The sequence below is a fragment of the Pantoea sp. sgz302252 genome (assembly GCF_047713085.1).
GTDB lineage: Bacteria > Pseudomonadota > Gammaproteobacteria > Enterobacterales > Enterobacteriaceae > Scandinavium.
The window spans coordinates 1-23,938 of the sequence record NZ_JBLFJW010000019.1 but is presented as its reverse complement, the minus strand read 5'-3'; the positions used below and the strand labels follow the sequence as shown (position 1 = coordinate 23,938).

At 54.0% G+C, this 23,938-nt stretch carries 20 protein-coding genes and 2 pseudogenes; 19 read left to right on the top strand and 3 right to left on the bottom strand.

Annotated features, from left to right (window positions below; genetic code table 11):
- Window positions 1–319: 319 nt before the first annotated feature.
- The 13 genes from nuoA to nuoN all read left to right on the top strand — a co-directional run bounded on the left by nuoA (window position 320) and on the right by nuoN (window position 15,306).
- Window positions 320–760 carry an NADH-quinone oxidoreductase subunit NuoA gene (gene nuoA / locus ACLW56_RS15085; protein ID WP_330984568.1) on the top strand — a complete coding sequence of 147 codons (441 nt, stop codon included), beginning with the start codon at window positions 320–322 and terminating at the stop codon, window positions 758–760.
- 15 nt (window positions 761–775) lie between these two features.
- The gene (gene nuoB / locus ACLW56_RS15080) at window positions 776–1,450 is read left to right on the top strand and encodes an NADH-quinone oxidoreductase subunit NuoB (protein ID WP_097161758.1); all 675 of its coding nucleotides are present in this window, start codon (window positions 776–778) and stop codon (window positions 1,448–1,450) included.
- Between the two features lie 89 nt (window positions 1,451–1,539).
- A complete protein-coding gene (nuoC, locus tag ACLW56_RS15075) occupies window positions 1,540–3,345 on the top strand; it encodes an NADH-quinone oxidoreductase subunit C/D (protein ID WP_330984567.1) in 1,806 nt (601 codons plus the stop codon).
- A gap of 2 nt (window positions 3,346–3,347) precedes the next feature.
- A complete protein-coding gene (gene nuoE / locus ACLW56_RS15070; protein WP_330984566.1) occupies window positions 3,348–3,848 on the top strand; it encodes an NADH-quinone oxidoreductase subunit NuoE in 501 nt (166 codons plus the stop codon).
- Window positions 3,848–5,185, top strand: coding sequence for an NADH-quinone oxidoreductase subunit NuoF (nuoF, locus tag ACLW56_RS15065; protein ID WP_330984565.1), 1,338 nt, complete (start codon window positions 3,848–3,850; stop codon window positions 5,183–5,185). Before nuoE ends, nuoF begins: the two co-directional genes overlap by 1 nt.
- A gap of 142 nt (window positions 5,186–5,327) precedes the next feature.
- Window positions 5,328–8,054: an NADH-quinone oxidoreductase subunit NuoG gene (gene nuoG, locus ACLW56_RS15060; RefSeq protein ID WP_330984564.1), complete on the top strand. Its 2,727-nt coding sequence runs from the start codon at window positions 5,328–5,330 to the stop codon at window positions 8,052–8,054.
- Complete coding sequence (nuoH, locus tag ACLW56_RS15055) at window positions 8,051–9,028, top strand: NADH-quinone oxidoreductase subunit NuoH (RefSeq protein ID WP_097161763.1); 978 nt, start codon at window positions 8,051–8,053, stop codon at window positions 9,026–9,028. The genes nuoG and nuoH overlap by 4 nt, the downstream gene beginning before the upstream one ends.
- A 14-nt stretch (window positions 9,029–9,042) precedes the next feature.
- On the top strand, window positions 9,043–9,585 hold the full coding sequence (nuoI, locus tag ACLW56_RS15050) for an NADH-quinone oxidoreductase subunit NuoI (protein ID WP_330984563.1): 543 nt from the start codon (window positions 9,043–9,045) through the stop codon (window positions 9,583–9,585).
- A gap of 11 nt (window positions 9,586–9,596) precedes the next feature.
- The gene (nuoJ, locus tag ACLW56_RS15045) at window positions 9,597–10,148 is read left to right on the top strand and encodes an NADH-quinone oxidoreductase subunit J (protein WP_330984562.1); all 552 of its coding nucleotides are present in this window, start codon (window positions 9,597–9,599) and stop codon (window positions 10,146–10,148) included.
- Window positions 10,145–10,447 (top strand): NADH-quinone oxidoreductase subunit NuoK, encoded by a 303-nt coding sequence (nuoK, locus tag ACLW56_RS15040; RefSeq protein WP_154159391.1) that lies wholly within the window; start codon window positions 10,145–10,147, stop codon window positions 10,445–10,447. The genes nuoJ and nuoK overlap by 4 nt, the downstream gene beginning before the upstream one ends.
- A complete protein-coding gene (gene nuoL / locus ACLW56_RS15035) occupies window positions 10,444–12,285 on the top strand; it encodes an NADH-quinone oxidoreductase subunit L (protein WP_330984561.1) in 1,842 nt (613 codons plus the stop codon). Before nuoK ends, nuoL begins: the two co-directional genes overlap by 4 nt.
- A gap of 27 nt (window positions 12,286–12,312) precedes the next feature.
- A complete protein-coding gene (gene nuoM, locus ACLW56_RS15030) occupies window positions 12,313–13,842 on the top strand; it encodes an NADH-quinone oxidoreductase subunit M (protein ID WP_330984560.1) in 1,530 nt (509 codons plus the stop codon).
- Between the two features lie 6 nt (window positions 13,843–13,848).
- Entirely contained in the window at window positions 13,849–15,306 is a 1,458-nt protein-coding gene (nuoN, locus tag ACLW56_RS15025; RefSeq protein ID WP_330984559.1) for an NADH-quinone oxidoreductase subunit NuoN, read from the top strand.
- A 57-nt stretch (window positions 15,307–15,363) separates the two neighbouring features.
- On the opposite strand, the gene ACLW56_RS15020 is transcribed toward nuoN, so the two are convergent.
- Both ACLW56_RS15020 and ACLW56_RS15015 read right to left on the bottom strand, forming a co-directional pair.
- Window positions 15,364–16,776: a DUF1996 domain-containing protein gene (locus ACLW56_RS15020; RefSeq protein WP_330984558.1), complete on the bottom strand. Its 1,413-nt coding sequence runs from the start codon at window positions 16,774–16,776 to the stop codon at window positions 15,364–15,366.
- Between the two features lie 210 nt (window positions 16,777–16,986).
- Complete coding sequence (locus tag ACLW56_RS15015; RefSeq protein WP_330984557.1) at window positions 16,987–17,727, bottom strand: GntR family transcriptional regulator; 741 nt, start codon at window positions 17,725–17,727, stop codon at window positions 16,987–16,989.
- A gap of 228 nt (window positions 17,728–17,955) precedes the next feature.
- Between ACLW56_RS15015 and ACLW56_RS15010 the strand changes: the two genes are divergently transcribed.
- The 5 genes from ACLW56_RS15010 to ACLW56_RS14990 are packed head-to-tail and all read left to right on the top strand — an operon-like array spanning window position 17,956 to window position 23,249.
- Complete coding sequence (locus ACLW56_RS15010) at window positions 17,956–19,278, top strand: PTS sugar transporter subunit IIC (RefSeq protein WP_330984556.1); 1,323 nt, start codon at window positions 17,956–17,958, stop codon at window positions 19,276–19,278.
- A 23-nt stretch (window positions 19,279–19,301) separates the two neighbouring features.
- Window positions 19,302–19,607 carry a PTS sugar transporter subunit IIB gene (locus ACLW56_RS15005; RefSeq protein WP_330984555.1) on the top strand — a complete coding sequence of 102 codons (306 nt, stop codon included), beginning with the start codon at window positions 19,302–19,304 and terminating at the stop codon, window positions 19,605–19,607.
- Window positions 19,608–19,635: 28 nt separating this feature from the next.
- The gene (locus tag ACLW56_RS15000) at window positions 19,636–21,342 is read left to right on the top strand and encodes a PTS transporter subunit EIIC (protein ID WP_330984554.1); all 1,707 of its coding nucleotides are present in this window, start codon (window positions 19,636–19,638) and stop codon (window positions 21,340–21,342) included.
- 20 nt (window positions 21,343–21,362) lie between these two features.
- On the top strand, window positions 21,363–22,397 hold the full coding sequence (locus ACLW56_RS14995; protein WP_330984553.1) for an oxidoreductase: 1,035 nt from the start codon (window positions 21,363–21,365) through the stop codon (window positions 22,395–22,397).
- A 9-nt stretch (window positions 22,398–22,406) separates the two neighbouring features.
- On the top strand, window positions 22,407–23,249 hold the full coding sequence (locus ACLW56_RS14990; protein ID WP_330984552.1) for a hypothetical protein: 843 nt from the start codon (window positions 22,407–22,409) through the stop codon (window positions 23,247–23,249).
- 165 nt (window positions 23,250–23,414) lie between these two features.
- On the opposite strand, the pseudogene ACLW56_RS14985 reads toward ACLW56_RS14990, so the two are convergent.
- Window positions 23,415–23,543: pseudogene (locus ACLW56_RS14985) on the bottom strand (chemotaxis protein CheW); the annotation flags it as partial.
- A 64-nt stretch (window positions 23,544–23,607) separates the two neighbouring features.
- Here ACLW56_RS14985 and ACLW56_RS14980 point away from each other — a divergent pair.
- Window positions 23,608–23,938 (top strand): annotated as a pseudogene (locus tag ACLW56_RS14980) (transposase); the annotation flags it as partial.

Genomic DNA, 23,938 nt, shown 5'->3' with positions numbered 1-23,938 from the left:
GTCAAAATAGAGGGGTAATTGATGTTTTAGCCTCAAGCGGACACGATTCACCAGCCGTAAATTTCCATATCTCTCATGTACCCACCAGGGTAAAGGGCATTTAATGTTAATGAAACGTGCTTGGTGTAAATTACTGTGAGGAAACTTTTGTTAAAGTTGACAAAAGGTTATAGAAAGGAGTAAAAAACCACATCATTTAGATGTTTAAGCCCATTAGTGGCACACTTTATGTGGTTTTTTTAATTCCTCCCCATGAATCATGTGGCGTTCATCTGTCAGCAAGAACAGAGGGTTTAGCGCTACTTATTTTGGTAAAGCTTTGCGTATGTCAACATCCACTGAAGTCATCGCTCATCACTGGGCACTCGCTATATTTCTCATCGTTGCCATTGGCCTCTGCTGTTTGATGCTGATTGGCGGTTGGTATCTCGGCGGTCGCGCGCGCGCGCGTAGCAAGAACACCCCGTTCGAGTCGGGTATCGACTCTGTGGGCACAGCCCGCTTACGTCTCTCGGCGAAGTTTTACCTGGTCGCCATGTTCTTCGTCATCTTTGACGTGGAAGCCCTTTACCTTTACGCATGGTCTACGTCAATTCGCGAAAGCGGATGGGTGGGCTTTGTGGAAGCCGCAATTTTCATTTTAGTGTTACTGGCAGGCCTGGTTTACCTCGTCCGCATCGGCGCACTGGACTGGACGCCTGCGCGCTCCCGTCGCGCGCTGGTTAACCCGGAAACCGACACTAATCGTCATACGCAGTAGAAGCGAGGCAATAAGATGGATTATACGCTCACCCGCATAGATCCTAACGGTGAGAACGACCGTTACCCCCTGCAAAAACAGGAGATCGTAACCGACCCTCTTGAGCAGGAAGTGAACAAAAGCGTGTACATGGGCAAGCTCGAAAATGCTCTGCACGACATGGTCAACTGGGGCCGCAAGAACTCAATCTGGCCCTATAACTTTGGCCTTTCCTGCTGCTACGTTGAAATGGTGACGTCATTCACTGCGGTGCATGACGTTGCGCGTTTTGGCGCCGAGGTACTGCGTGCTTCCCCACGTCAGGCTGACCTGATGGTCGTAGCCGGAACCTGCTTCACCAAAATGGCGCCGGTCATTCAGCGTCTGTATGACCAGATGCTGGAGCCGAAATGGGTTATCTCCATGGGCGCTTGTGCAAACTCTGGCGGCATGTACGACATTTATTCTGTCGTGCAGGGCGTTGATAAGTTTATCCCGGTTGATGTTTACATCCCTGGCTGCCCGCCGCGCCCGGAAGCCTACATGCAGGCACTGATGCTGCTGCAGGAATCCATCGGCAAAGAACGTCGTCCGCTCTCCTGGGTGGTTGGCGATCAGGGCGTGTATCGCGCCAATATGCAATCTGAGCGCGAGCGTAAACGCGGCGAACGTATTGCTGTGACGAATCTTCGTACACCTGACGAGATTTAACTTTGCGCCTGTGGGCGGTGGAATAAGCCTTCGCATATCAAAATTAATAGCGCGGAGCCACGCCCAACAGTCAGCACGGACCTTTTGCAATGGTGAACAATATGACCGATTTAACCGCGCATGACGCCGCCGCATGGCAGACCCGGGATCATCTCGACGACCCGGTGATTGGCGAACTGCGCAACCGTTTTGGGCCGGATGCCTTTACCGTTCAGCCTACCCGCACCGGGGTTCCGGTGGTTTGGGTTAAGCGTGAACAGTTACTGGAAGTGGTCGATTTCCTCAAGAAATTGCCAAAACCTTACGTCATGCTGTTTGATTTACACGGCATGGACGAGCGTCTGCGCACACACCGTGACGGGTTACCCGCCGCGGATTTTTCCGTTTTCTACCACCTGATTTCTATCGATCGCAACCGCGACATCATGCTGAAGGTGGCCCTTTCTGAAAACGATCTGAACGTACCAACGGTCACCAAACTTTTCCCGAACGCCAACTGGTATGAGCGTGAAACCTGGGAAATGTTTGGTATCAACATCGAAGGTCACCCAAACCTGCGTCGTATCATGATGCCGGACACCTGGGAAGGCCACCCGCTGCGTAAAGACTACCCGGCACGTGCGACCGAATTCGACCCGTTTGAGCTGACCAAAGCCAAGCAGGATCTGGAGATGGAAGCGCTGACCTTCAAGCCTGAACAGTGGGGCATGAAGCGCAGCTCCGAGAACGAGGACTTCATGTTCCTCAACCTCGGCCCGAACCACCCGTCTGCGCACGGTGCTTTCCGTATCATTCTTCAGCTTGATGGCGAAGAGATTGTCGACTGTGTCCCTGATATCGGCTACCACCACCGTGGTGCGGAGAAAATGGGTGAGCGTCAGTCCTGGCACAGCTACATTCCGTACACCGACCGTATCGAGTACCTCGGCGGCTGCGTGAACGAAATGCCTTACGTGTTGGCCGTTGAGAAACTGGCGGGTATCAAGGTTCCTGAGCGTGTAGACGTTATCCGCGTGATGCTCTCCGAACTGTTCCGTATCAACAGTCACCTGCTGTACATCTCCACGTTCATCCAGGACGTCGGCGCAATGACGCCGGTCTTCTTCGCGTTTACCGATCGTCAGAAAATCTACGATCTGGTTGAAGCGATCACCGGCTTCCGTATGCACCCGGCCTGGTTCCGTATCGGCGGCGTTGCACACGACCTGCCGCGCGGTTGGGATCGTCTGCTGCGTGAATTCCTCGACTGGATGCCGAAGCGTCTGGCTTCCTACGAGAAAGCCGCGCTGCGTAACACCATTCTGAAAGGGCGTTCTCAGGGCGTTGCGGCATACACCGCAAAAGAAGCGCTGGAGTGGGGCACCACCGGTGCTGGCCTGCGCGCCACCGGGATCGACTTCGACGTGCGTAAAGCGCGTCCTTACTCTGGTTATGAAAACTTCGACTTCGAGATCCCGGTGGGCGGTGGCGTTTCCGACTGCTACACCCGTGTGATGCTGAAAGTGGAAGAGCTGCGCCAGAGCCTGCGCATTCTTGAGCAGTGTCTGAAAAACATGCCGGAAGGCCCGTTCAAAGCGGATCACCCGCTGACGACGCCGCCACCGAAAGAGCGCACGCTGCAGCATATCGAAACCCTGATCACGCACTTCCTGCAGGTTTCCTGGGGCCCGGTCATGCCGGCCAACGAATCCTTCCAGATGATTGAAGCGACGAAGGGGATCAACAGTTACTACCTGACAAGCGACGGCAGCACCATGAGCTACCGCACCCGTATTCGTACCCCGAGCTATGCGCACTTGCAGCAGATCCCGGCGGCGATTCGCGGCAGCCTGGTGTCGGACCTGATCGTTTATCTGGGTAGTATCGATTTTGTCATGTCAGATGTGGACCGCTAATTATGCACGAGAATCAACAACCACAAACCGAGGCTTTTGAGCTGAGTGCGGCCGAGCGTGACGCTATCGAGCACGAAAAGCACCATTACGAAGACCCGCGTGCGGCGTCCATTGAAGCGCTGAAGATCGTTCAGAAGCAGCGTGGCTGGGTGTCGGATGGCGCGATCTACGCGATCGCCGATGTCCTCGGGATCCCGGCCAGTGACGTCGAAGGCGTTGCGACCTTCTACAGCCAGATCTTCCGCCAGCCAGTGGGCCGTCACGTCATTCGCTACTGCGACAGCGTGGTTTGCCACATTACCGGCTATCAGGGCATTCAGTCGGCGATTGAAGCTAAGCTGAACATCAAACCGGGTCAAACCACGTTTGATGGCCGCTTCACGCTGCTGCCGACCTGCTGCCTGGGCAACTGCGACAAAGGGCCGACCATGATGATTGATGAGGACACTCACAGCCATCTGACGCCGGAAGCCATCCCTGAGCTGCTGGAGCGGTATAAATAATGAAAAACATTATCCTGACTCCCGAAACGCATCCGCTGACCTGGCGTCTGCGTGATGACAAACAGCCAGTCTGGCTGGACGAGTATCAGGCGAAAAACGGCTACGCAGGCGCACGTAAAGCGCTGGGTGGCATGGCGCCTGACGAAATCGTCAATCAGGTAAAAGACGCTGGCCTGAAAGGGCGTGGCGGTGCGGGCTTCTCCACAGGGCTTAAGTGGAGCCTGATGCCAAAAGATGAATCCATGAACATCCGTTACCTGCTGTGTAACGCCGATGAAATGGAGCCGGGCACCTATAAAGACCGTCTGTTGATGGAACAGCTGCCACACCTGCTGGTGGAAGGCATGCTGATCTCCGCGTTTGCGCTGAAAGCCTGGCGTGGTTACATCTTCCTGCGTGGCGAATACATCGAAGCGGCAGCCAATCTGCGTCGTGCGATTGCTGAAGCAACAGAAGCGGGCCTGCTTGGGAAAAATATCCTCGGTTCCGGTTTCGACTTCGAGCTGTTCGTGCACACCGGGGCAGGGCGTTATATCTGTGGTGAAGAAACCGCGCTGATCAACTCCCTCGAAGGCCGCCGTGCTAACCCACGTTCCAAGCCGCCATTCCCGGCGAGCTCTGGCGTCTGGGGCAAGCCAACCTGCGTGAACAACGTAGAAACCCTGTGTAACGTGCCAGCCATTCTCGCCAACGGCGTGGAGTGGTATCAGAACATCTCTACCAGTAAAGATGCAGGCACCAAGCTGATGGGCTTCTCCGGCCGCGTGAAAAATCCAGGCGTCTGGGAACTGCCGTTTGGCACCACCGCGCGTGAAATTCTGGAAGATTACGCGGGCGGTATGCGTGATGGCCTGAAATTCAAAGCCTGGCAGCCAGGTGGGGCAGGGACGGACTTCCTGACCGAATCTCACCTCGATTTGCCGATGGAATTTGAAAGCATCGGTAAAGCAGGCAGCCGTCTGGGTACGGCGCTGGCGATGGCCGTCGATCATGAAATCGGCATGGTACCGCTGGTGCGTAACCTGGAAGAGTTCTTCGCCCGCGAGTCCTGCGGCTGGTGTACGCCATGCCGTGATGGTCTGCCGTGGAGTGTGAAAATTCTGCGAGCGCTGGAGCGTGGCGAAGGCCAGCCGGGCGATATCGAGACACTTGAGCAACTGTGTCGATTCCTCGGGCCGGGTAAGACCTTCTGTGCCCACGCGCCAGGTGCGGTTGAACCGCTGCAAAGCGCGATTAAATATTTCCGCGAAGAGTTCGAGGCAGGCATCAAGCAGCAGGTCAGCAACACCCATGCGATCAATGGCATCCAGCCAAACCTGCTGAAGACGCGCTGGTAATTTTTCACCTCTCACCTCCGCTTTCTTAAGGGAAAGCTCGGGGAATCCCCTCTCCCTCAGGGAGAGGGTTAGGGAGAGGGTGGAAACACCAAAGAATTTTGATTAACGCCCGGTTTCGACTGGGCCAACTGGAAGCACGCTAATGGCTACGATTCATGTAGACGGCAAAGAATACGAGGTCAACGGAGCGGACAACCTGTTACAGGCTTGTCTCTCTCATGGCCTTGATATTCCCTACTTTTGCTGGCATCCGGCGCTGGGAAGCGTTGGCGCCTGCCGCCAGTGTGCGGTGAAGCAATACCAAAACGCGGAAGACACGCGTGGCCGCCTGGTGATGTCCTGTATGACTCCGGCATCCGACGGCACCTTTATCTCTATTGATGACGAAGAAGCAAAACAGTTCCGCGAAAGCGTGGTGGAGTGGCTGATGACCAACCACCCGCACGACTGTCCGGTCTGTGAAGAGGGCGGCAACTGCCACCTGCAGGATATGACCGTCATGACCGGTCACAGCTTCCGTCGCTACCGTTTCACCAAACGTACCCACCGTAATCAGGATTTGGGGCCGTTCATCTCTCACGAAATGAACCGCTGTATCGCCTGTTACCGCTGTGTGCGTTACTACAAAGATTACGCTGATGGCGGCGATCTGGGTGTTTACGGCGCACACGACAACGTCTATTTCGGTCGCCCGGAAGACGGCACGCTGGAGAGCGAATTCTCCGGTAACCTCGTTGAAATCTGCCCGACCGGCGTCTTCACCGATAAGACGCACTCCGAACGTTATAACCGTAAATGGGACATGCAGTTTGCGCCAAGCATCTGCCAGCAGTGTTCTATTGGCTGTAACACCAGCCCGGGTGAGCGCTACGGTGAACTGCGCCGTATCGAAAACCGTTACAACGGTACCGTAAACCACTACTTCCTTTGCGACCGTGGTCGTTTCGGTTATGGCTACGTCAACCTGAAAGACCGCCCGCGTCAGCCGGTACAGCGTCGTGGTGATGACTTCATTACTCTGAACGCTGAGCAGGCGATGCAGGGTGCCGCAGACATTCTACGTCAGTCGAAGAAAGTCATCGGTATCGGTTCCCCACGTGCGAGCGTAGAGAGCAACTTCGCGCTGCGTGAACTGGTCGGGGAAGAAAACTTCTATACCGGTATCGCCAAAGGTGAACAGGAACGTCTGCAGCTGGCACTGAAAGTGCTGCGCGAAGGCGGCATCCACACGCCTGCGCTGCGCGACATCGAATCTTATGATGCGGTTCTGGTGCTGGGTGAAGACATCACGCAGACCGGTGCCCGCGTTGCCCTGGCGGTTCGTCAGGCGGTGAAAGGCAAAGCACGTGAAATGGCGGCAGCCCAGAAAGTGGCTGACTGGCAGATTGCGGCCATCCTTAACATCGGTCAGCGCGCTAAGCATCCGCTGTTTGTGACTAACGTCGACAGCACTCGTCTGGATGACATCGCGGCGTGGACTTACTGCGCACCGGTCGAAGACCAGGCTCGTTTAGGGTTTGCAATCGCCCACGCACTGGATAACAACGCGCCAGCGGTTGAAGGCCTGAGCAACGATCTGAAAGGCAAAATTGACGTCATCGTGCAGGCTCTGGCCGGTGCGAAGAAGCCACTGATTGTTTCGGGTACTAACGCCGGTAGCGCGGAAGTGATTCAGGCTGCGGCGAACGTTGCCAAAGCGCTGAAAGGCCGTGGCGCAGACGTTGGCGTGACCATGATTGCTCGCGCAGTCAACAGCGTCGGCCTCGGCATGATTGGCGGCGGTTCCCTGGAAGAAGCATTAAGCGAGCTGGAATCTGGTTCTGCTGATGCCGTTGTGGTGCTGGAGAACGATCTCCACCGTCACGCTTCTGCGACCCGTGTTGATGCTGCCCTGGCCAAAGCGCCGCTGGTGATGGTTATTGACCATCAGCGTACCGCTATCATGGACAAAGCCCATCTGGTGCTGTCTGCCGCAAGCTTTGCTGAAAGCGATGGCACGGTCATTAACAACGAAGGCCGCGCCCAGCGTTTCTTCCAGGTTTATGATCCGGCTTACTACGACAACAACATCGTGATGCTCGAAAGCTGGCGCTGGCTGCACTCGCTGCACAGCACCGTGCAGAGCCGCGAAGTGGACTGGACGCAGCTCGATCATGTTATCGACGCCGCAGTGGCCAAACTGCCACAGTTGGCGGGTATCAAAGAAGCTGCACCTGATGCGTCGTTCCGTATCCGTGGTCAAAAGCTCGCTCGTTCACCTATCCGCTCCAGCGGTCGTACCGCTATGCGCGCTGATATCAGTGTGCACGAGCCGCGTCAGCCTCAGGATAAAGACACCATGTTCGCCTTCTCGATGGAAGGGAACAACCAGCCAACTGCCGCGCGTTCGCAAATTCCGTTCGCATGGGCACCAGGCTGGAACTCCCCGCAGGCATGGAACAAGTTCCAGGCTGAAGTGGGCGGTCATCTGCGTAACGGCGATCCGGGCGTGCGTCTGATTGAAGCGTCTGAAAACGGCCTGGAGTACTTCAGCACCGTACCGGCAAGCTTCGAAGCGCAGGACGGTAACTGGCGTATTGCGCCGTACTATCACCTGTTCGGCAGTGATGAACTGTCACAGCGTTCACCGGTCTTCCAGCAACGTATGCCGCAGCCTTACCTCAAGCTCAACCCGGCAGATGCCGCGAAGCTTGGCGTGAATGCGGGTGCGACGGTTGCCTTCAGCTACGACGGCCAAACCATGACTCTGCCGCTGGTGCTGTCCGATGCACTGACCGCCGGACAAATTGGTCTGCCAATGGGCATGCCGGGTATTGCGCCAGTGCTGGCGGGTGCACGTATTGAAAATCTGCAGGAGGCGAAAGCATGAGTTGGTTAACACCGGATGTTATCGACATTCTGTTAAGCATCCTGAAAGCCGTGGTCATTCTGCTGGTGGTCGTCACCTGCGGCGCGTTCATGAGCTTCGGCGAACGTCGTCTTCTCGGTCTGTTCCAGAACCGTTACGGACCGAACCGCGTAGGTTGGGGTGGTTCACTCCAGCTCGTGGCAGACATGATCAAGATGTTCTTCAAAGAGGACTGGGTGCCGAAATTTACCGACAAGGTGATCTTCACCCTGGCACCGGTTATCGCGTTCACCTCTTTGCTGCTGTCGTTTGCGATTGTCCCGGTCAGCCCGACCTGGGTGGTTGCCGACCTGAACATCGGCATTCTGTTCTTCCTGATGATGGCCGGTCTGGCGGTTTACGCCGTGCTGTTCGCGGGCTGGTCGAGTAACAACAAATACTCACTGCTCGGTGCGATGCGTGCTTCTGCACAGACGCTGAGCTACGAAGTGTTCCTCGGTCTGTCGCTGATGGGTGTGGTGGCGCAAGCTGGCTCGTTCAACATGACCGACATCGTCAACAACCAGGCTCACTTGTGGAACGTGATTCCGCAGTTCTTCGGCTTCATTACTTTCGCTATCGCGGGCGTGGCTGTTTGTCACCGTCACCCGTTTGACCAGCCGGAAGCAGAGCAGGAACTGGCGGACGGTTACCACATTGAATATTCCGGCATGAAGTTCGGTCTGTTCTTCGTGGGTGAGTACATCGGTATCGTCACCGTCTCAGCGCTGATCGTCACGCTGTTTTTCGGTGGCTGGCAGGGTCCGTTCTTACCGCCATTCATCTGGTTCGCCATCAAAACGGCGTTCTTCATGATGATGTTCATTTTGATCCGCGCAGCATTGCCTCGTCCGCGTTATGACCAGGTGATGTCCTTCGGCTGGAAAGTGTGCCTGCCGCTGACGCTGATCAACTTGCTGGTAACGGCGGCTGTCATTCTCTGGCAGCAGCCATAAGGGGCGAATAGACCATGACTTTAAAAGAATTAGTAGTGGGCTTCGGCACCCAGGTTCGCAGTATCTGGATGATCGGGATGCACGCGTTCGCCAAACGCGAAACGCAGATGTATCCGGAAGAGCCGGTTTACCTGCCGCCGCGCTACCGTGGCCGTATCGTGCTGACGCGCGATCCGGACGGCGAAGAGCGTTGCGTAGCCTGTAACCTGTGCGCAGTAGCCTGTCCGGTAGGCTGTATTTCTCTGCAGAAAGCAGAGACCAAAGACGGCCGCTGGTACCCAGAGTTTTTCCGCATTAACTTCTCACGCTGCATTTTCTGCGGTCTGTGTGAAGAAGCGTGCCCAACCACGGCGATTCAGTTGACCCCGGACTTCGAACTGGGTGAATACAAGCGTCAGGATCTGGTGTACGAGAAAGAGGATCTGCTGATTTCCGGTCCGGGCAAATACCCGGAATATAACTTCTACCGGATGGCGGGTATGGCAATCGACGGCAAAGATAAGGGCGAAGCGGAAAACGAAGCCAAGCCTATCGACGTCAAGAGCCTGTTACCGTAAGGAGAGGGGCAATGGAATTCGCATTTTATATTTGTGGTCTCGTCGCCATCCTGGCCACGCTACGGGTTATCACGCACACCAATCCGGTGCATGCGCTGCTGTACCTGATTATCTCTCTGCTGGCGATTGCCGGGGTGTTCTTCTCGCTCGGCGCGTATTTCGCCGGTGCGCTGGAGATCATCGTCTACGCCGGGGCGATCATGGTGCTGTTTGTGTTCGTGGTGATGATGCTGAACCTTGGCGGAGCGGAAATCGAGCAGGAACGCCAGTGGCTGAAGCCGCAGGTCTGGATTGGGCCGGGCGTTCTGTCCGTTATCCTGCTGGCGGTGATTGTCTACGGTATCCTGGGCGTAAGCGACCAGGGTATTGAAGGCGCTGCCATCAACGCTAAAGAAGTGGGTATTGCGCTGTTTGGTCCGTACGTTCTGGCAGTGGAGCTGGCTTCCATGCTGCTGCTGGCGGGCCTGGTTGTGGCCTTCCACCTCGGACGTGAAGATCGGGGTGGCGAAGTGCTGAGCAATCGCCCGAACGACAGCAAAAGAAAAACGGAGGAGCACGCATGATCCCCTTAACACATGGACTGATCCTCGCCGCGATCCTCTTTGTTCTCGGGCTGACCTGTCTGGTTATCCGTCGCAATCTGCTGTTTATGCTGATTGGGCTGGAAATCATGATTAACGCCGCCGCGCTGGCCTTTGTGGTTGCCGGTAGCTACTGGGGCCAGACCGACGGTCAGGTGATGTATATCCTCGCTATCAGCCTCGCGGCTGCGGAGGCGAGTATTGGCCTGGCGCTGCTGCTGCAGCTCCACCGTCGCCGCCAGAACCTGAACATCGATTCAGTAAGTGAGTTGCGTGGATGAACATGCTTGCCTTAACCATCATTTTTCCTTTAATCGGCTTCCTGCTGCTGTCCTTCTCCCGTGGCCGCTGGTCGGAAAATCTTTCCGCCGCGGTGGGAATGGGATCTGTCGGCCTGGCTGCCGTTGTTGCTGCCTTTGTTGGCGTTGATTTCTTCGCTAACGGTAAACAAGCGGTCAGCGTGCCGCTGTGGAACTGGATGTCTGTCGGTGATTTCAACATCGGCTTCAACCTGGTGCTGGATGGCCTGTCACTGACCATGCTGTCTGTGGTCACCGGTGTCGGCTTCCTGATCCACATGTTTGCCTCCTGGTATATGCGCGGGGAAGAGGGCTACTCCCGCTTCTTCGCCTACACCAACCTGTTCATCGCGAGCATGGTGGTGCTGGTGCTGGCAGACAACCTGCTGCTGATGTACCTGGGCTGGGAAGGCGTGGGCCTGTGCTCCTATCTGCTGATCGGTTTCTACTACACCGATCCGAAGAATGGCGCAGCGGCAATGAAAGCGTTCATCGTGACCCGTGTGGGTGACGTGTTCCTCGCCTTCGCGCTGTTCATCCTCTACAACGAGCTGGGCACCCTGAACTTCCGCGAAATGGTTGAACTGGCACCGCAGCACTTCGAAGCAGGCAACAATATGTTGACCTGGGCGACGCTGATGCTGTTGGGCGGTGCGGTCGGTAAATCGGCACAGCTGCCGTTGCAGACCTGGCTTGCGGATGCGATGGCTGGCCCAACGCCAGTTTCAGCGCTGATCCACGCTGCGACCATGGTGACCGCGGGCGTCTACCTGATTGCCCGTACCCATGGCCTGTTCCTGATGACCCCAGAAATTTTGCATCTGGTGGGCATTGTGGGCGCGGTGACGCTGGTGCTGGCAGGTTTTGCGGCACTGGTTCAGACCGACATCAAACGTGTTCTCGCTTACTCCACCATGAGCCAGATTGGCTACATGTTCCTGGCGCTCGGCGTACAGGCGTGGGATGCGGCGATTTTCCACCTGATGACTCACGCGTTCTTCAAAGCGCTGCTGTTCCTCTCGTCCGGTTCGGTCATTCTGGCCTGCCACCACGAGCAGAACATCTTCAAAATGGGTGGCCTGCGTAAGTCGATTCCACTGGTGTATGTCTGCTTCCTGGTCGGGGGGGCGGCACTGTCCGCTCTGCCACTGATTACCGCAGGCTTCTTCAGTAAGGATGAAATCCTCGCAGGTGCGATGGCGAACGGTCACATCAACCTGATGATTGCCGGTCTGGTGGGGGCGTTCATGACCTCGCTCTACACCTTCCGCATGATCTTCATCGTGTTCCACGGCAAAGAGCAGATCCACGCTCACGCAGGGAAGGGCATTACCCATCACCTGCCGCTGATCGTGCTGCTGGTTCTGTCCACCTTCGTTGGCGCGATGATTGTGCCACCGCTGCAGGGGGTACTGCCGCAGACAACTGAACTTGAACATGGCCGCGTCCTGACGCTGGAAATCACTTCCGGGGTTGTGGCGATTGCTGGCATCTTGATTGCCGCATGGCTGTGGCTGGGTAAACGTACGCTGGTTACTGCGATGGCCAACAGCGCACCGGGCCGTCTGCTCGGAGCCTTGTGGTATAACGCGTGGGGCTTCGACTGGCTGTACGACAACATCTTCGTTAAGCCGTTCCTGGGCATTGCGTGGCTGCTGAAACGCGATCCGCTGAACAGTCTGATGAATATCCCGGCCATTCTTTCCCGCTTCGCAGGCAAAGGCCTGCTGGTCAGCGAGAACGGTTACCTGCGCTGGTATGTGGCATCCATGAGCATTGGCGCGGTGGTTGTTCTCGCGCTGCTGATGGTTTTGCGTTGAGTTGACAGAAAAGGAATATAGATCGCCATGTTATTACCCTGGCTAATACTAATCCCGTTTATCGGCGGCTTCTTATGCTGGCAGACTGAACGCTTCGGCGAAAAGATGCCGCGCTGGATTGCGCTGATAACAATGGGACTGACACTGGCCCTCTCCCTGCAGCTGTGGCTGCAGGGCGGCTACTCTCTGACGCAAGCTGCAGGCATTCCACAATGGCAGTCTGAATTTATTCTGCCGTGGATCCCGCGCTTTGGCATTACCTTCCACCTCGCACTCGACGGCTTGTCGCTGCTGATGGTGGTGCTGACCGGCCTGCTCGGCGTTCTGGCGGTACTTTGCTCCTGGCAAGAAATTCAAAAATACCAGGGCTTCTTCTACCTGAACCTGATGTGGATCCTGGGCGGCGTGATCGGCGTGTTCCTCGCCATCGACATGTTCCTGTTCTTCTTCTTCTGGGAGATGATGCTGGTGCCGATGTACTTCCTGATCGCGCTGTGGGGCCACAAGGCTTCTGACGGTAAAACGCGTATCACGGCGGCCACCAAGTTCTTCATCTACACCCAGGCGAGTGGTCTGGTGATGTTGATTGCCATCCTGGCGCTGGTCTTCGTGCATTACAACGCCACCGGTGTGTGGACCTTCAGCTATGAAGAGCTGCTGAAAACGCCGATGGCCCACAACGTGGAATATCTGCTGATGCTGGGCTTCTTCATCGCCTTCGCGGTGAAAATGCCAGTGGTTCCGTTGCACGGCTGGCTGCCAGACGCGCACTCTCAGGCACCAACTGCAGGTTCTGTTGACCTCGCGGGCATCCTGCTGAAAACCGCGGCCTACGGTCTGCTGCGTTTCGCACTGCCGCTGTTCCCGAATGCGTCCGCTGAATTCGCGCCTATCGCGATGTGGTTGGGTGTTATCGGTATCTTCTACGGCGCATGGATGGCCTTCACGCAGTACGACATCAAACGTCTGATCGCCTACACCTCTGTTTCGCACATGGGCTTCGTGCTGATTGCGATTTACACCGGCAGCCAGCTGGCGTACCAGGGCGCAATTATCATGATGATTGCTCACGGTCTGTCGGCGGCGGGGATGTTCATCATCTGCGGTCAGCTGTACGAACGTCTGCACACCCGTGACATGCGTCTGATGGGCGGTCTGTGGAGCAAAATTAAGTGGCTGCCAGCGCTGTCGATGTTCTTCGCTGTGGCGACTCTGGGTATGCCAGGCACCGGTAACTTCGTCGGTGAATTCATGATCCTGTTCGGCAGCTTCCACGTTGTGCCGGTCATCACCGTGATTTCGACCTTCGGTCTGGTCTTTGCCTCTGTTTACTCGCTGGCGATGTTGCACCGCGCTTACTTCGGTAAAGCGAAGAGTGAAATTGCAGCGAAAGAGCTGCCGGGGATGTCGCTGCGCGAGCTGTTTATCATCCTGCTGCTGGTAGTGCTGCTGGTTCTGCTCGGGTTCTACCCGCAGCCGATCCTCGACACTTCTCATGCTGCGATGGGCAATATTCAGCAGTGGTTTGTTCATTCTGTTTCTACTACAAGGCCGTAAATCGCCATGACAATAACTCCACAACAACTGATCGCACTGCTACCGCTGCTGATCGTCGGCTTGACGGTGGTGGTTGTGATGCTCTCCATTGCGTGGCGACGCAATCATTTCCTGAATGCCACGCTGGCGGTGCTCGGTCTTAACGCCGCGCTGCTGTCGCTCTGGTTTGTTGGCCAGGCGGGTGCAATGGATGTGACGCCGCTGATGCGCGTCGATGGCTATGCCATGCTCTACACCGGGCTGGTACTGCTCGCGAGCCTCGCCACCTGTACGTTTGCCTACCCATGGCTTGAGGGCTACTACGACAACAAAGAAGAGTTCTACCTGCTGGTGCTGATTGCTGCCCTCGGGGGAATTCTGCTGGCTAACGCCAATCACATGGCCTCGCTGTTCCTCGGTATCGAATTGATTTCGCTGCCGCTGTTCGGCCTGATTGGCTATGCGTATCGTCAGAAGCGCTCACTGGAAGCGAGCATCAAGTACACCATTCTGTCTGCTGCAGCGTCTTCCTTCCTGCTGTTCGGTATGGCGCTGGTGTACGCGAACTCCGGCAGCCTGTCGTTCCTGGCGCTGGGGAAAGCGCTGGCAGACAACATGCTGCATGAGCCGCTGCTGCTGGCAGGCCTGGGTCTGATGATCGTTGGCCTTGGCTTCAAGCTCTCTCTGGTGCCGTTCCACCTGTGGACGCCAGATGTGTATCAGGGCGCGCCTGCACCGGTCTCCACCTTCCTGGCGACCGCGAGCAAAATCGCCATCTTTGGCGTGGTAATGCGTCTGTTCCTGTACGCGCCAGTGGGCGACAGCGAAGCCGTTCGCGTGGTGCTGGGCGTCATCGCCTTCGTCTCCATCATCTTCGGTAACCTGATGGCACTGAGTCAGACCAACATCAAGCGTCTGCTCGGTTACTCCTCCATCTCGCACCTGGGTTATCTGCTGGTGGCGCTGATTGCGCTACACAGCGGCAAGATGTCCATGGAAACCGTTGGCGTGTATCTGGCCGGTTACCTGTTCAGCAGCCTCGGCGCGTTCGGCGTAGTCAGCCTGATGTCCAGCCCATACCGTGGCCCGGATGCAGACTCTCTGTACTCTTACCGTGGTCTGTTCTGGCACCGTCCGATTCTGTCAGCGGTCATGACCGTGATGATGCTGTCTCTGGCGGGTATCCCAATGACGCTGGGCTTTATCGGTAAGTTCTACGTGCTGGCCGTCGGTGTTCAGGCCAACCTGTGGTGGCTGACCGCAGCAGTGGTTATCGGTTCTGCGATTGGTCTCTACTACTACCTGCGCGTAGCGGTGAGTCTGTATCTGGAAGCGCCGCAGCAGCTGAACCGCGATGCGCCGTCGAACTGGCAGTACAGCGCTGGCGGTATCGTGGTCCTGATTTCCGCCCTGCTGGTGCTGATCCTCGGTATTTACCCGCAGCCGCTGATCAACATTGTTCAGATGGCCATGCCGATGATGTAATTTGTCACTCTGAAGTAAAAACACTCTGGCCCCCGAACAAATCGGGGGCTTTTGTTTTTAATTTTCCGGAACGTGCTGATAACCTTTTAGCATCAGAATAAAGTTTTCCGACGTTTCGGCTGAATTGAACGTAAAGGTATCGCCTTTCCGGTCACCGCCAATAAACCAGGCCACTTCAGTTTGACCCTGAGCTAAAGCATCGCGTACCACTTGATCAACGTTGACATAGCGATAAGTTTTCGCGTCATCGAGGTAAAGAATGGCGTCCGAGCTGTAATTGCAGGCGGGACGGTTATTCCAGTTCACCGTATCAACATTCCAGTCCGTCGAGGTGGGGTAAAAAAAGATCTGGTCTGAGCCATTATGTTCGTTTTTTCCCCCGAAGGTCCGAAGCTGGTAGGTGTACAAAGCGTCCTCTTCCGGGGAGAGATTTTTCGGCAGAGGAGGAATGCTGAACTTCACCAGAGTCATGATTTGAGGATGGGTGTTTCGCCCCTGTCCGCTCCAGTCATCCTGCACCAGTAACTGCTGGCTGGCGCTGAAGTTATCGTCCGGATGAGTGCTGTCGACGTAAGTATCCTGCGCATTTGTCCAGTCATAAGCGACATTGGTACCGCAATCCATGTCCAGGTTCATACACTGGCTGACCATAAATTCCGCCGCTCTTGGGGCCCAGCCGTTCATGAAATCAGCGTGAGCGGTATAGAGGCTACCCCACTGTTCAATGCGTTGATTGCCCTCCATGATGGGGTCCATAGAGAGGCTGACCTGTGCCGTATCGAGAGAGGTGATTTGTGGCAGAACCCAGGCGGCATTGAGGTTTACGGTGGGTATTTTGACCGGATAGTTGGCCGGGCAGGTACCGTCTACATCGTAAACGGCATTGGGCATGCCTTTCATGGGCGCCAGCGTTGTGCCATCCCAGCAGTCCGGAAACTGGATGGCAATATTAAACTGTACGGCATCGCCAGTGGATCTTAAACCACAAACCTCACCCACTTCATGGGTATAGCCTTTGCCATTAGCACAGAGAAAATTGACGTAAGGATTCGGTGATGAGCCGTGATGGTTACCTGCTAATAGTTGCAGGCCTGGGGGAAAAGCCGTCAATGGATTATTGACCGTGCTCGTCGCCTGGTAATAGGTCTTCTGATAAGCCGGGTGTACCACCTCCCCTGAAGGCAGGCGCAGGGCAGGCGTCCAGTAACCTGTTGCATCTGCCTGATTATCACAGGTTGTCTCAGATTTCGTGCGCAACGAGACATAGTCGGACCATGCGTCCGTGTGCTCATTACCATAGAAGTCATGGATCATGGCCTGATTGGGTTTGCCAAACATCATGATGGGATCGTCCCCCAATGTGTGGCTATAGCTACAATCGACCTGCGCCTGCGGTCCTGCCTGGGCAGTCAGCGGGCCAAACAGAAGCGTAAGTAGGGCTAAACATCCGAATAAGGGGACATTTTTCATTTTCTTTACTCTCAGCAATTAAGGGAATACCAACATAATTCGCTGTCGAATAAGGAAAAAATCAAAAACTATCAGCAGGTCAGTTTTTCATTTTTTTTAATGTTTTATGATTTCGCAAGCCATCGGGGTGACATGGGTCGTGCTAACAAAGAGAGTGTGTGAGCCAGACAGTCGAGGCTGGCTCCTGATCATTCCAGTTGAAGGCGAACCTTACATGCCCACATTCGTGCCATTTCGCTGGATAACAGAGTTATAGTTAAAGCGCTGATAGTGATACCGACTGGTACAAAACTCAAATGGCTGTCCGTCATTCAGATAGGTGACCGAACGGGTCACGCTAACCGGCTCATGGGGTTGTAACTGTAACCACTCCTGTGCTTCTGCATCGCTTGGAAGTGACGCAAATTGGGTATGACTGCTGGTCGGAATTTTCCTTAGCGTCGTTTCAACGTACTGGTAAATCGAACTTAGTGCGTCCTGGCGGGTAAATTCCGGCAGAATGTGGAGCGGCAACCATGTGTCCTCAATGGAGAGGGGCAGGTCGTCCACGTAGCGCACACGACGAAAGTGCCAGCAGAAACGCTCCCCCTGGATAGCCAAAATTTCCGCGATCTCTGTGGAAGGGTTGGCTATTTCAAACAGCAGTATATGGCTCCTGACGTTATGTCCCTGCGCAAGGTTAATCGTGCTTACCCCAAGAATCGGTGATACCGGATTTCCTTCGGAGTGGGTATAACGCGGAGTGGCTGTTTTGACCACCGTACCTAATCCGCGCTGGCGAGTGATAAAACCTTCGTTGACCAGGATCTCCAGAGCGTTGTTCAGCGTAATTTTGCTACAGCTAAACTCCTCACAAAGCTGATGCCCAAAGGGGATTTTCTCTCCTGTCAAATATATATTATTGATTATCCTTTCTCTTATTATATTTGATATTTCAATATATCGCCGCAATGTACACCCCCGTTTTGCTATTAAGCTAAGTATATTCTACACCTTAAAATTTTATCCAGATCTCATTTACTTTAAAAGTGGACTACTTTTAAAGTAAATGTATTGACTTGATTTTTTATTCAACGCATCCTCAACACGTGGTCACTGATAATACAATCACAATCATGAATTTATTTGTTTTTTTAATTCAATTCATGAATGTTTTAACACCATGTCTGGGGATTTATCATGAAAGACCTTATTTTGAAAAAAATGCTTTCGCTAGCGCAATGGATGGCATCGCAGATACATCTCCGTACCATGCGTGATTCATTTATTATGTTGATACCATTTCTTGTTTTATCAGGGATAATGATACTTGTGAATAATATTGTCATTAATCCTGGCGGTATTTTATCTGGCTTGTTTACTGACGCGACGCTCTCCTCATGGCAAACGGTTGGGAACAAAGTCGTTAACGGCACAATGAATATTTTGGGTTTGCTTATCGGGGCCGTATTTAGTTACACACTTGCCCGTAATCGACAATTCACGAATCCACTTATGGCGGCGCTGGTGGTCATGAGCTGTTTATTCGTACTCATGCCGGTGATGAACGAGTTTAAGCCACCAGGCGCTAGTGAGACGATAATGATTACGGGAGCCGCACCCTATTCATTGTTAGGGACCAGTGGTACGTTTGTGGCTTTAGTTTGCGGTGGGCTGGCGACCGAATTATTTATTCGAATCAGTAAAAACCGGCGTCTGCAAATCCGCATTGAGGGGAATGTCCCACCCGCTGTTATTCAGTCATTTAATACGCTCTTTGCGGTCATGATCACTATCCTGGCTTTTGCGCTGGCATCTTACTTGATTGTCAGATTTCTCAATATGGAACTTCACGAATTAATCAATAATATTATTCAGGCGCCGTTGCTGGGGTTAACCACTAGCTTGCCGGCTTATATCCTGATTGATATGGTCAACAATTTTGTTTTTTCATTGGGGATCAATCCTGGTGGTATTACGGGAGCCGTACTTGAAGCGCCAATGTTGGTCGCTATGCAGCAAAACATGGATGCCTGGGCCGCTGGCAGGGAAATTCCCAATATTATCGTGCGCCCATTTAGCGATCTCTATGGGCGAATGGGCGGTACCGGGATGACCTTATGTCTCATCATTGCCACATTTATCCGGTGCAAAAGAAAGGAGCTTCGTTCGTTTTCACGAACGGTGATACCTACAACGGCCTTTAATATTAATGAGCCTGTTATTTTTGGTTTTCCTATTATATTTAACCCTGTTCTGATGATTCCCTTCACCTTTGTGCCATCAGTATTATATGTTATTGCTTATTACGCGACGGCCTGGGGATGGGTGTCAAAAATCGTGGTCTTTGTGCCATGGTCAGTGCCACCGTTAATTTCTGGTTATCTGGCGAGTGGCGGTGACTATCGAAATGTTATTTTGCAGTTCATCTTGTTAGTCCTGGGCGTTATTTTCTATCTACCGTTCTTGATGTTGTATGAAAAAGTATTAAGTGCACAGGATGCAAAAACGATGAACCCTTAACTATAAATGCTAAAGGAGTGGTGATGAAAAATATTCTTTTGATCTGCAATGAAGGCATGTCGACAGGGTATCTGTGCAATAAAATGAATGAAGTTGCGCAGGCGCAAGGGATCCTGGTCAGAGCCAGAGCGGTACCTGAATCAGCGCTGGAGGGTCACTACAAAGAGGTGGATGTGATCATGGTTGGACCGCAAATAAAATATTTACTGGGGTCTATCCGCCAGCGTGTTGGGAATAGTGTGCCGGTAGATGCCATAAACCCGGTTGATTTTGGTAGAACAAATGCAAAGGCGGTTCTCGAGCATGCGCTTTCATTAATTAAAGAATAAACGCTCGTTATCCGGGAGGGATAGAAGAATGAGCCGCGAAACAGTATTACAACGTATTACTAATGCCTCGCAGAAAATGGCGTCAGAGATCCATTTACGCAGTCTGCGTGACAGTTTCATCATAACGGTGCCATTCCTTGTACTCGCAGGCCTGTTCATTATGGTGAACGCTGTTTTCCTGGACAGCAAAGGGATCCTTAGTTCAATCGTTGATGCCAAAACGCTGGTCGGTTTGCGCGGCGTTGGTGATCGGATCCTTAACGGTACCATGAGTATACTGGCGCTTATGCTGGTGATTCTGGTGTCGTGGAGTATTGCCAGTAAACGCAAATTTGATTCGCCAATCATTCCGGCGATGGCCTCATTGACCTGCTTTTTAGTGCTGATGCCTGTTAGTCAAACACTGATGCCGTTATCCGGTCAAACGCCAGTAGAAGTCAGCGGTGTTGTTTCGTTTAGTCTGACAAATGCTGGCGGGGTTTTTGTAGCGATTCTTACGGCGGTTATCGCCACTGACCTCTTTTTATGGGTGGCGAACGTTCGTTGGTTGCAAATCCGCATGGGGGATGAAGTACCACCGATGGTGGTTCAGTCGTTCCAGTCCATGTTTTCCATCATGCTGGTGGTTCTGGCATTTGCGCTGTTTGCGGCCGGTGTGAAGGCGATTTTCGACAAAGAAGTACATGAAATTATCCAGACGGTCATTCAGGCTCCGTTAGTTCATCTGACCACCAACCTGCCGGGGTTTCTGGTACTCACTACGTTAACTAACTTTCTCTTTTCTTTGGGGATCCATCCGTCAGGCATTATTAACCCGATTCTCGAACCGCCGTTGCTGGTGGCAATGCAGGAAAATATGGCCGCGTTTGCCCGTGGTGATGTACCGCCGCATATTATCGTGCTGCCATTTCGTGATTTGTACGGGCATATGGGAGGGACGGGGAGCACGCTGGCATTGTTGATTGCGGTATTCCTGCGCAGCAAAATCTCCAGTCATCAAAAGCTCGGGAGAACGGTGCTGGGGCCGGGGCTGTTTAATATCAACGAACCGGTCATTTTCGGCTTTCCGGTGCTGTATAACCCGTTGATTATGATCCCTTTTATTATTTACCCGCAGATTAACTTTGTGATCGCTTATTTCGCCACTCAGTTTGGGATGGTTTCGAAAATTGTCGCCTATGTTCCGTGGTCCGTTCCGCCGCTGTTATCCGGCTGGTTAGGCTCTGGCGGTGATTTTCGCAACGTGCTGTTGCAAGTGCTGTTAATCGCATTAGGCGTGATGATCTATTTACCGTTCTTAATGGCTTATGAACGCACGATGCTGAAAAGCAAAGTCGAGGTGCTGGTGAATCATCTGGCGGCCGCGACGACGACCGCTGCTCCGGAAACGGCTCCTGAATTAAGCGGGCTGGATATTCTGCATAATAAAACCATTATCCTCACGTGCAACGAAGGAATGTCCACCTCGATTATGGCGAACAAAATGCGCCAGTACGCGCAGTCGCAGGGCTGCTCGCTTTCGGTATATGCCGTCAATATTGGGCGCATTGAAGAGGAATCTCACAAGGCTGACCTGATTTTATTAGGGCCGCAGGTGGTTTATATGAAAGACAGCATTGTGGCGAATATTCATTCCGCCTGTCCGGTACTCCCCATTAATACGCAATATTTCAGCAAACTTGACGGGAAATCCGCCCTCGAAGATGCAGCGGCTCAACTGGCGTGCGCGCAATAGGTTTAACAGGAGGTTATACGATGATTCACAGTGCATTTATTGGTTTTGGCAAAAGTGCCACGCGCTACCATTTGCCTTATGTTCTGATACGCAAAGAGAAGTTTAACGTTAAGCGTATTTATGACCATCGGCGAAACCCGCAGCGCGAGCAGGAAGCGGCCTATCGTGGTATTCAGTTTACTTCTCAAGTTGAGGATATTCTCAATGATGCGGATATTTCGCTGGTGACAATCTGTACTCATCCCGACAGCCATTTTGACTACGCCAGGCGTTGCCTGGAACATGGAAAAAACGTGTTGGTAGAGAAACCGTTTACCACTACCTATGAAGAAGCAAAAGCCCTGTTTGCGTTGGCTCGTGAAAAAGGGCTGCTGATTACCCCTTTCCAGAACCGTCGCTTTGATAGCTGCTTTCTGACCATGAAGCGGGCAATTGAAAGCGGAAAACTGGGTAAGATTGTCGAGGTGGAAAGCCACTTCGACTACTTCCGCCCGGAGGCGGAGCGTCAGCCAGGCGACCATTTTGACGGTGCGTTCTATGGCCTTGGGGTGCATACGCTCGATCAGATGCTGGCGCTGTTTGGCCGCCCGCAGCAGGTGTTCTATCACCTGCGACATCTGCGGCAGCCGGATAATCCCGACGATACGTTTGAAGCGCAGCTTATTTATGACGACATGACGGCCATTATCAAAACCAGCCACCTGGTGAAAACGCCGTACCCTAAATTCCTCGTTCATGGCACGCGCGGTTCGTTCGTGCGCTATCAAATTGACCAGCAGGAAACCAGCCTGAAAAACGACGTGATGCCAAATGACGCCCACTTTGCGCAAGACGAAGAACGGGCGCGGCTGGAGTACGTTGACGAGCAGGGCGTGAACCATATTGAACATCTGCCTTCGGTGAAGGGCGACTATGGCCGGGTTTACGATGCCATCTTTGCGACCCTGACGACCGGTGCGGCGAACTACGTTAGCGAAGAGCAGGCGTTAGCCAATCTGGAAATACTCGACGGGGCTTTTCGCCAGCCATCACCCGCGTTGGTGACGTTAAATTAAGGACAAGATATGCAACGGATACTGAATTGCCGAGCCAGTGATTTTTCACAATCGGTGACGGCGGGAGCGTTAAAGCAGGCGATCGGCGCTTCGGAAGGGCGGGTGATTATGGCAGAAGTTGCCGCAGGTACTGCGCCGCTGTACGGCGAAGTGACCAACGGTGAACTGCTGTGTGCCTTTGGTGCGGATTTGCTGCTGGTAAAAGGGATGGATTGCCATAGCCAGAAGATCCAGGGGTGCGACAGTCTGCACCATTTCAAACAGCTTACGGGGCGTCTGGTGGGGGTCAGTCTGGAAGTGCTGGCGGAAGACACGCCGGATAACCCGCGAGCCTGGGACCCGATGAATCTGAGGCTGGTGGCGAATGCGGATTTTTACTGCCTGACGGCCTACGATAAGCCTGGCGTTACCGCGGCGCGCGTCCGCGATGCGCTGGGGCAACTGCGCGGGCTAACCGATAAACTTGTTCTGGTGGCGAAGTTCTACAGCGCAGGGCTTGCCTGTGCCGAAGAGTATGCGGGCTATATTGCTGCGGGGGCCGACGGGGTTATTGTGCCCGCGCCGTCCAGTTGCCGGGGAGCATCGGAAGCGCGTGTGGAGTCGATTCTCTGTGCCATTCAGGCGGCGGGAGGTCTGGCGATTACGACGATCAGCAGTAGCCAGGAAGGGGCGGACGAAGCGACGGTGCGCCAGATAGCGCTCGCCAGCAAACGCTGTGGGGCTGATGTCTACAATTTCGGTGATGCGGGCGTTGCTGGCATGGCGGACCCACAGGCGGTGTATACGTTATCGATGGCGGTACGCGGCAAGCGCCATACCTGGGTCAGGATGGCGGCTTCCCGGACACGATAATTGAGAGTCAGGCTTAACGGGGGGGCTTGCGTTTATCCTCCCTGGCGCAGAGAGAATCACCCTGTTCTCTCTGCGATTTGCTCGCAATAAACATCACACCGAATGCAAACGGCTGATCAAAGGCCCATCCTCGTGACGCTCGGCGCGCTCCAGCACTTCCTTAATCACCGACGGCAGGTCGATAACCGGGATAATCTGGTCGCGAATGTTCACCATACCCATCACCGGCGCTTTAATGCCAGCAGGTTTGGTGAAGGAGGGCATCGGCACAATTTCACGCAGCTTAAAGACGTTTGATCTTACCCAGCAATAGTGGACACGGCACTAAGTGAGTAAACTCTTAACCCAGAGGTGACTCATGACTAAACCATCAGCAACGAAAAACAAGCCCCGTAAACAACACTCGCCTGCCTTTCGTGACGAAGCGCTTAAGCTTGCTCAACGTATTGGCGTGGCCGCAGCAGCGCGCGAACTCGGCCTGTATGAATCTCAGCTCTATGCCTGGCGCAGCAAGCAACAGCAGAGCCTGTCCGCTTGCGAACGTGAGCAGGAACTCGCGACCGAAAATGCCCGACTCAAGCGCCAATTGGCCGAACGAGATGAAGAGCTGGCCATTCTCCAAAAGGCCGCGACATACTTCGCGAAGCGCCTGAAATGAAGTATGTCTTTATCGAAAAACATCAGGCTGA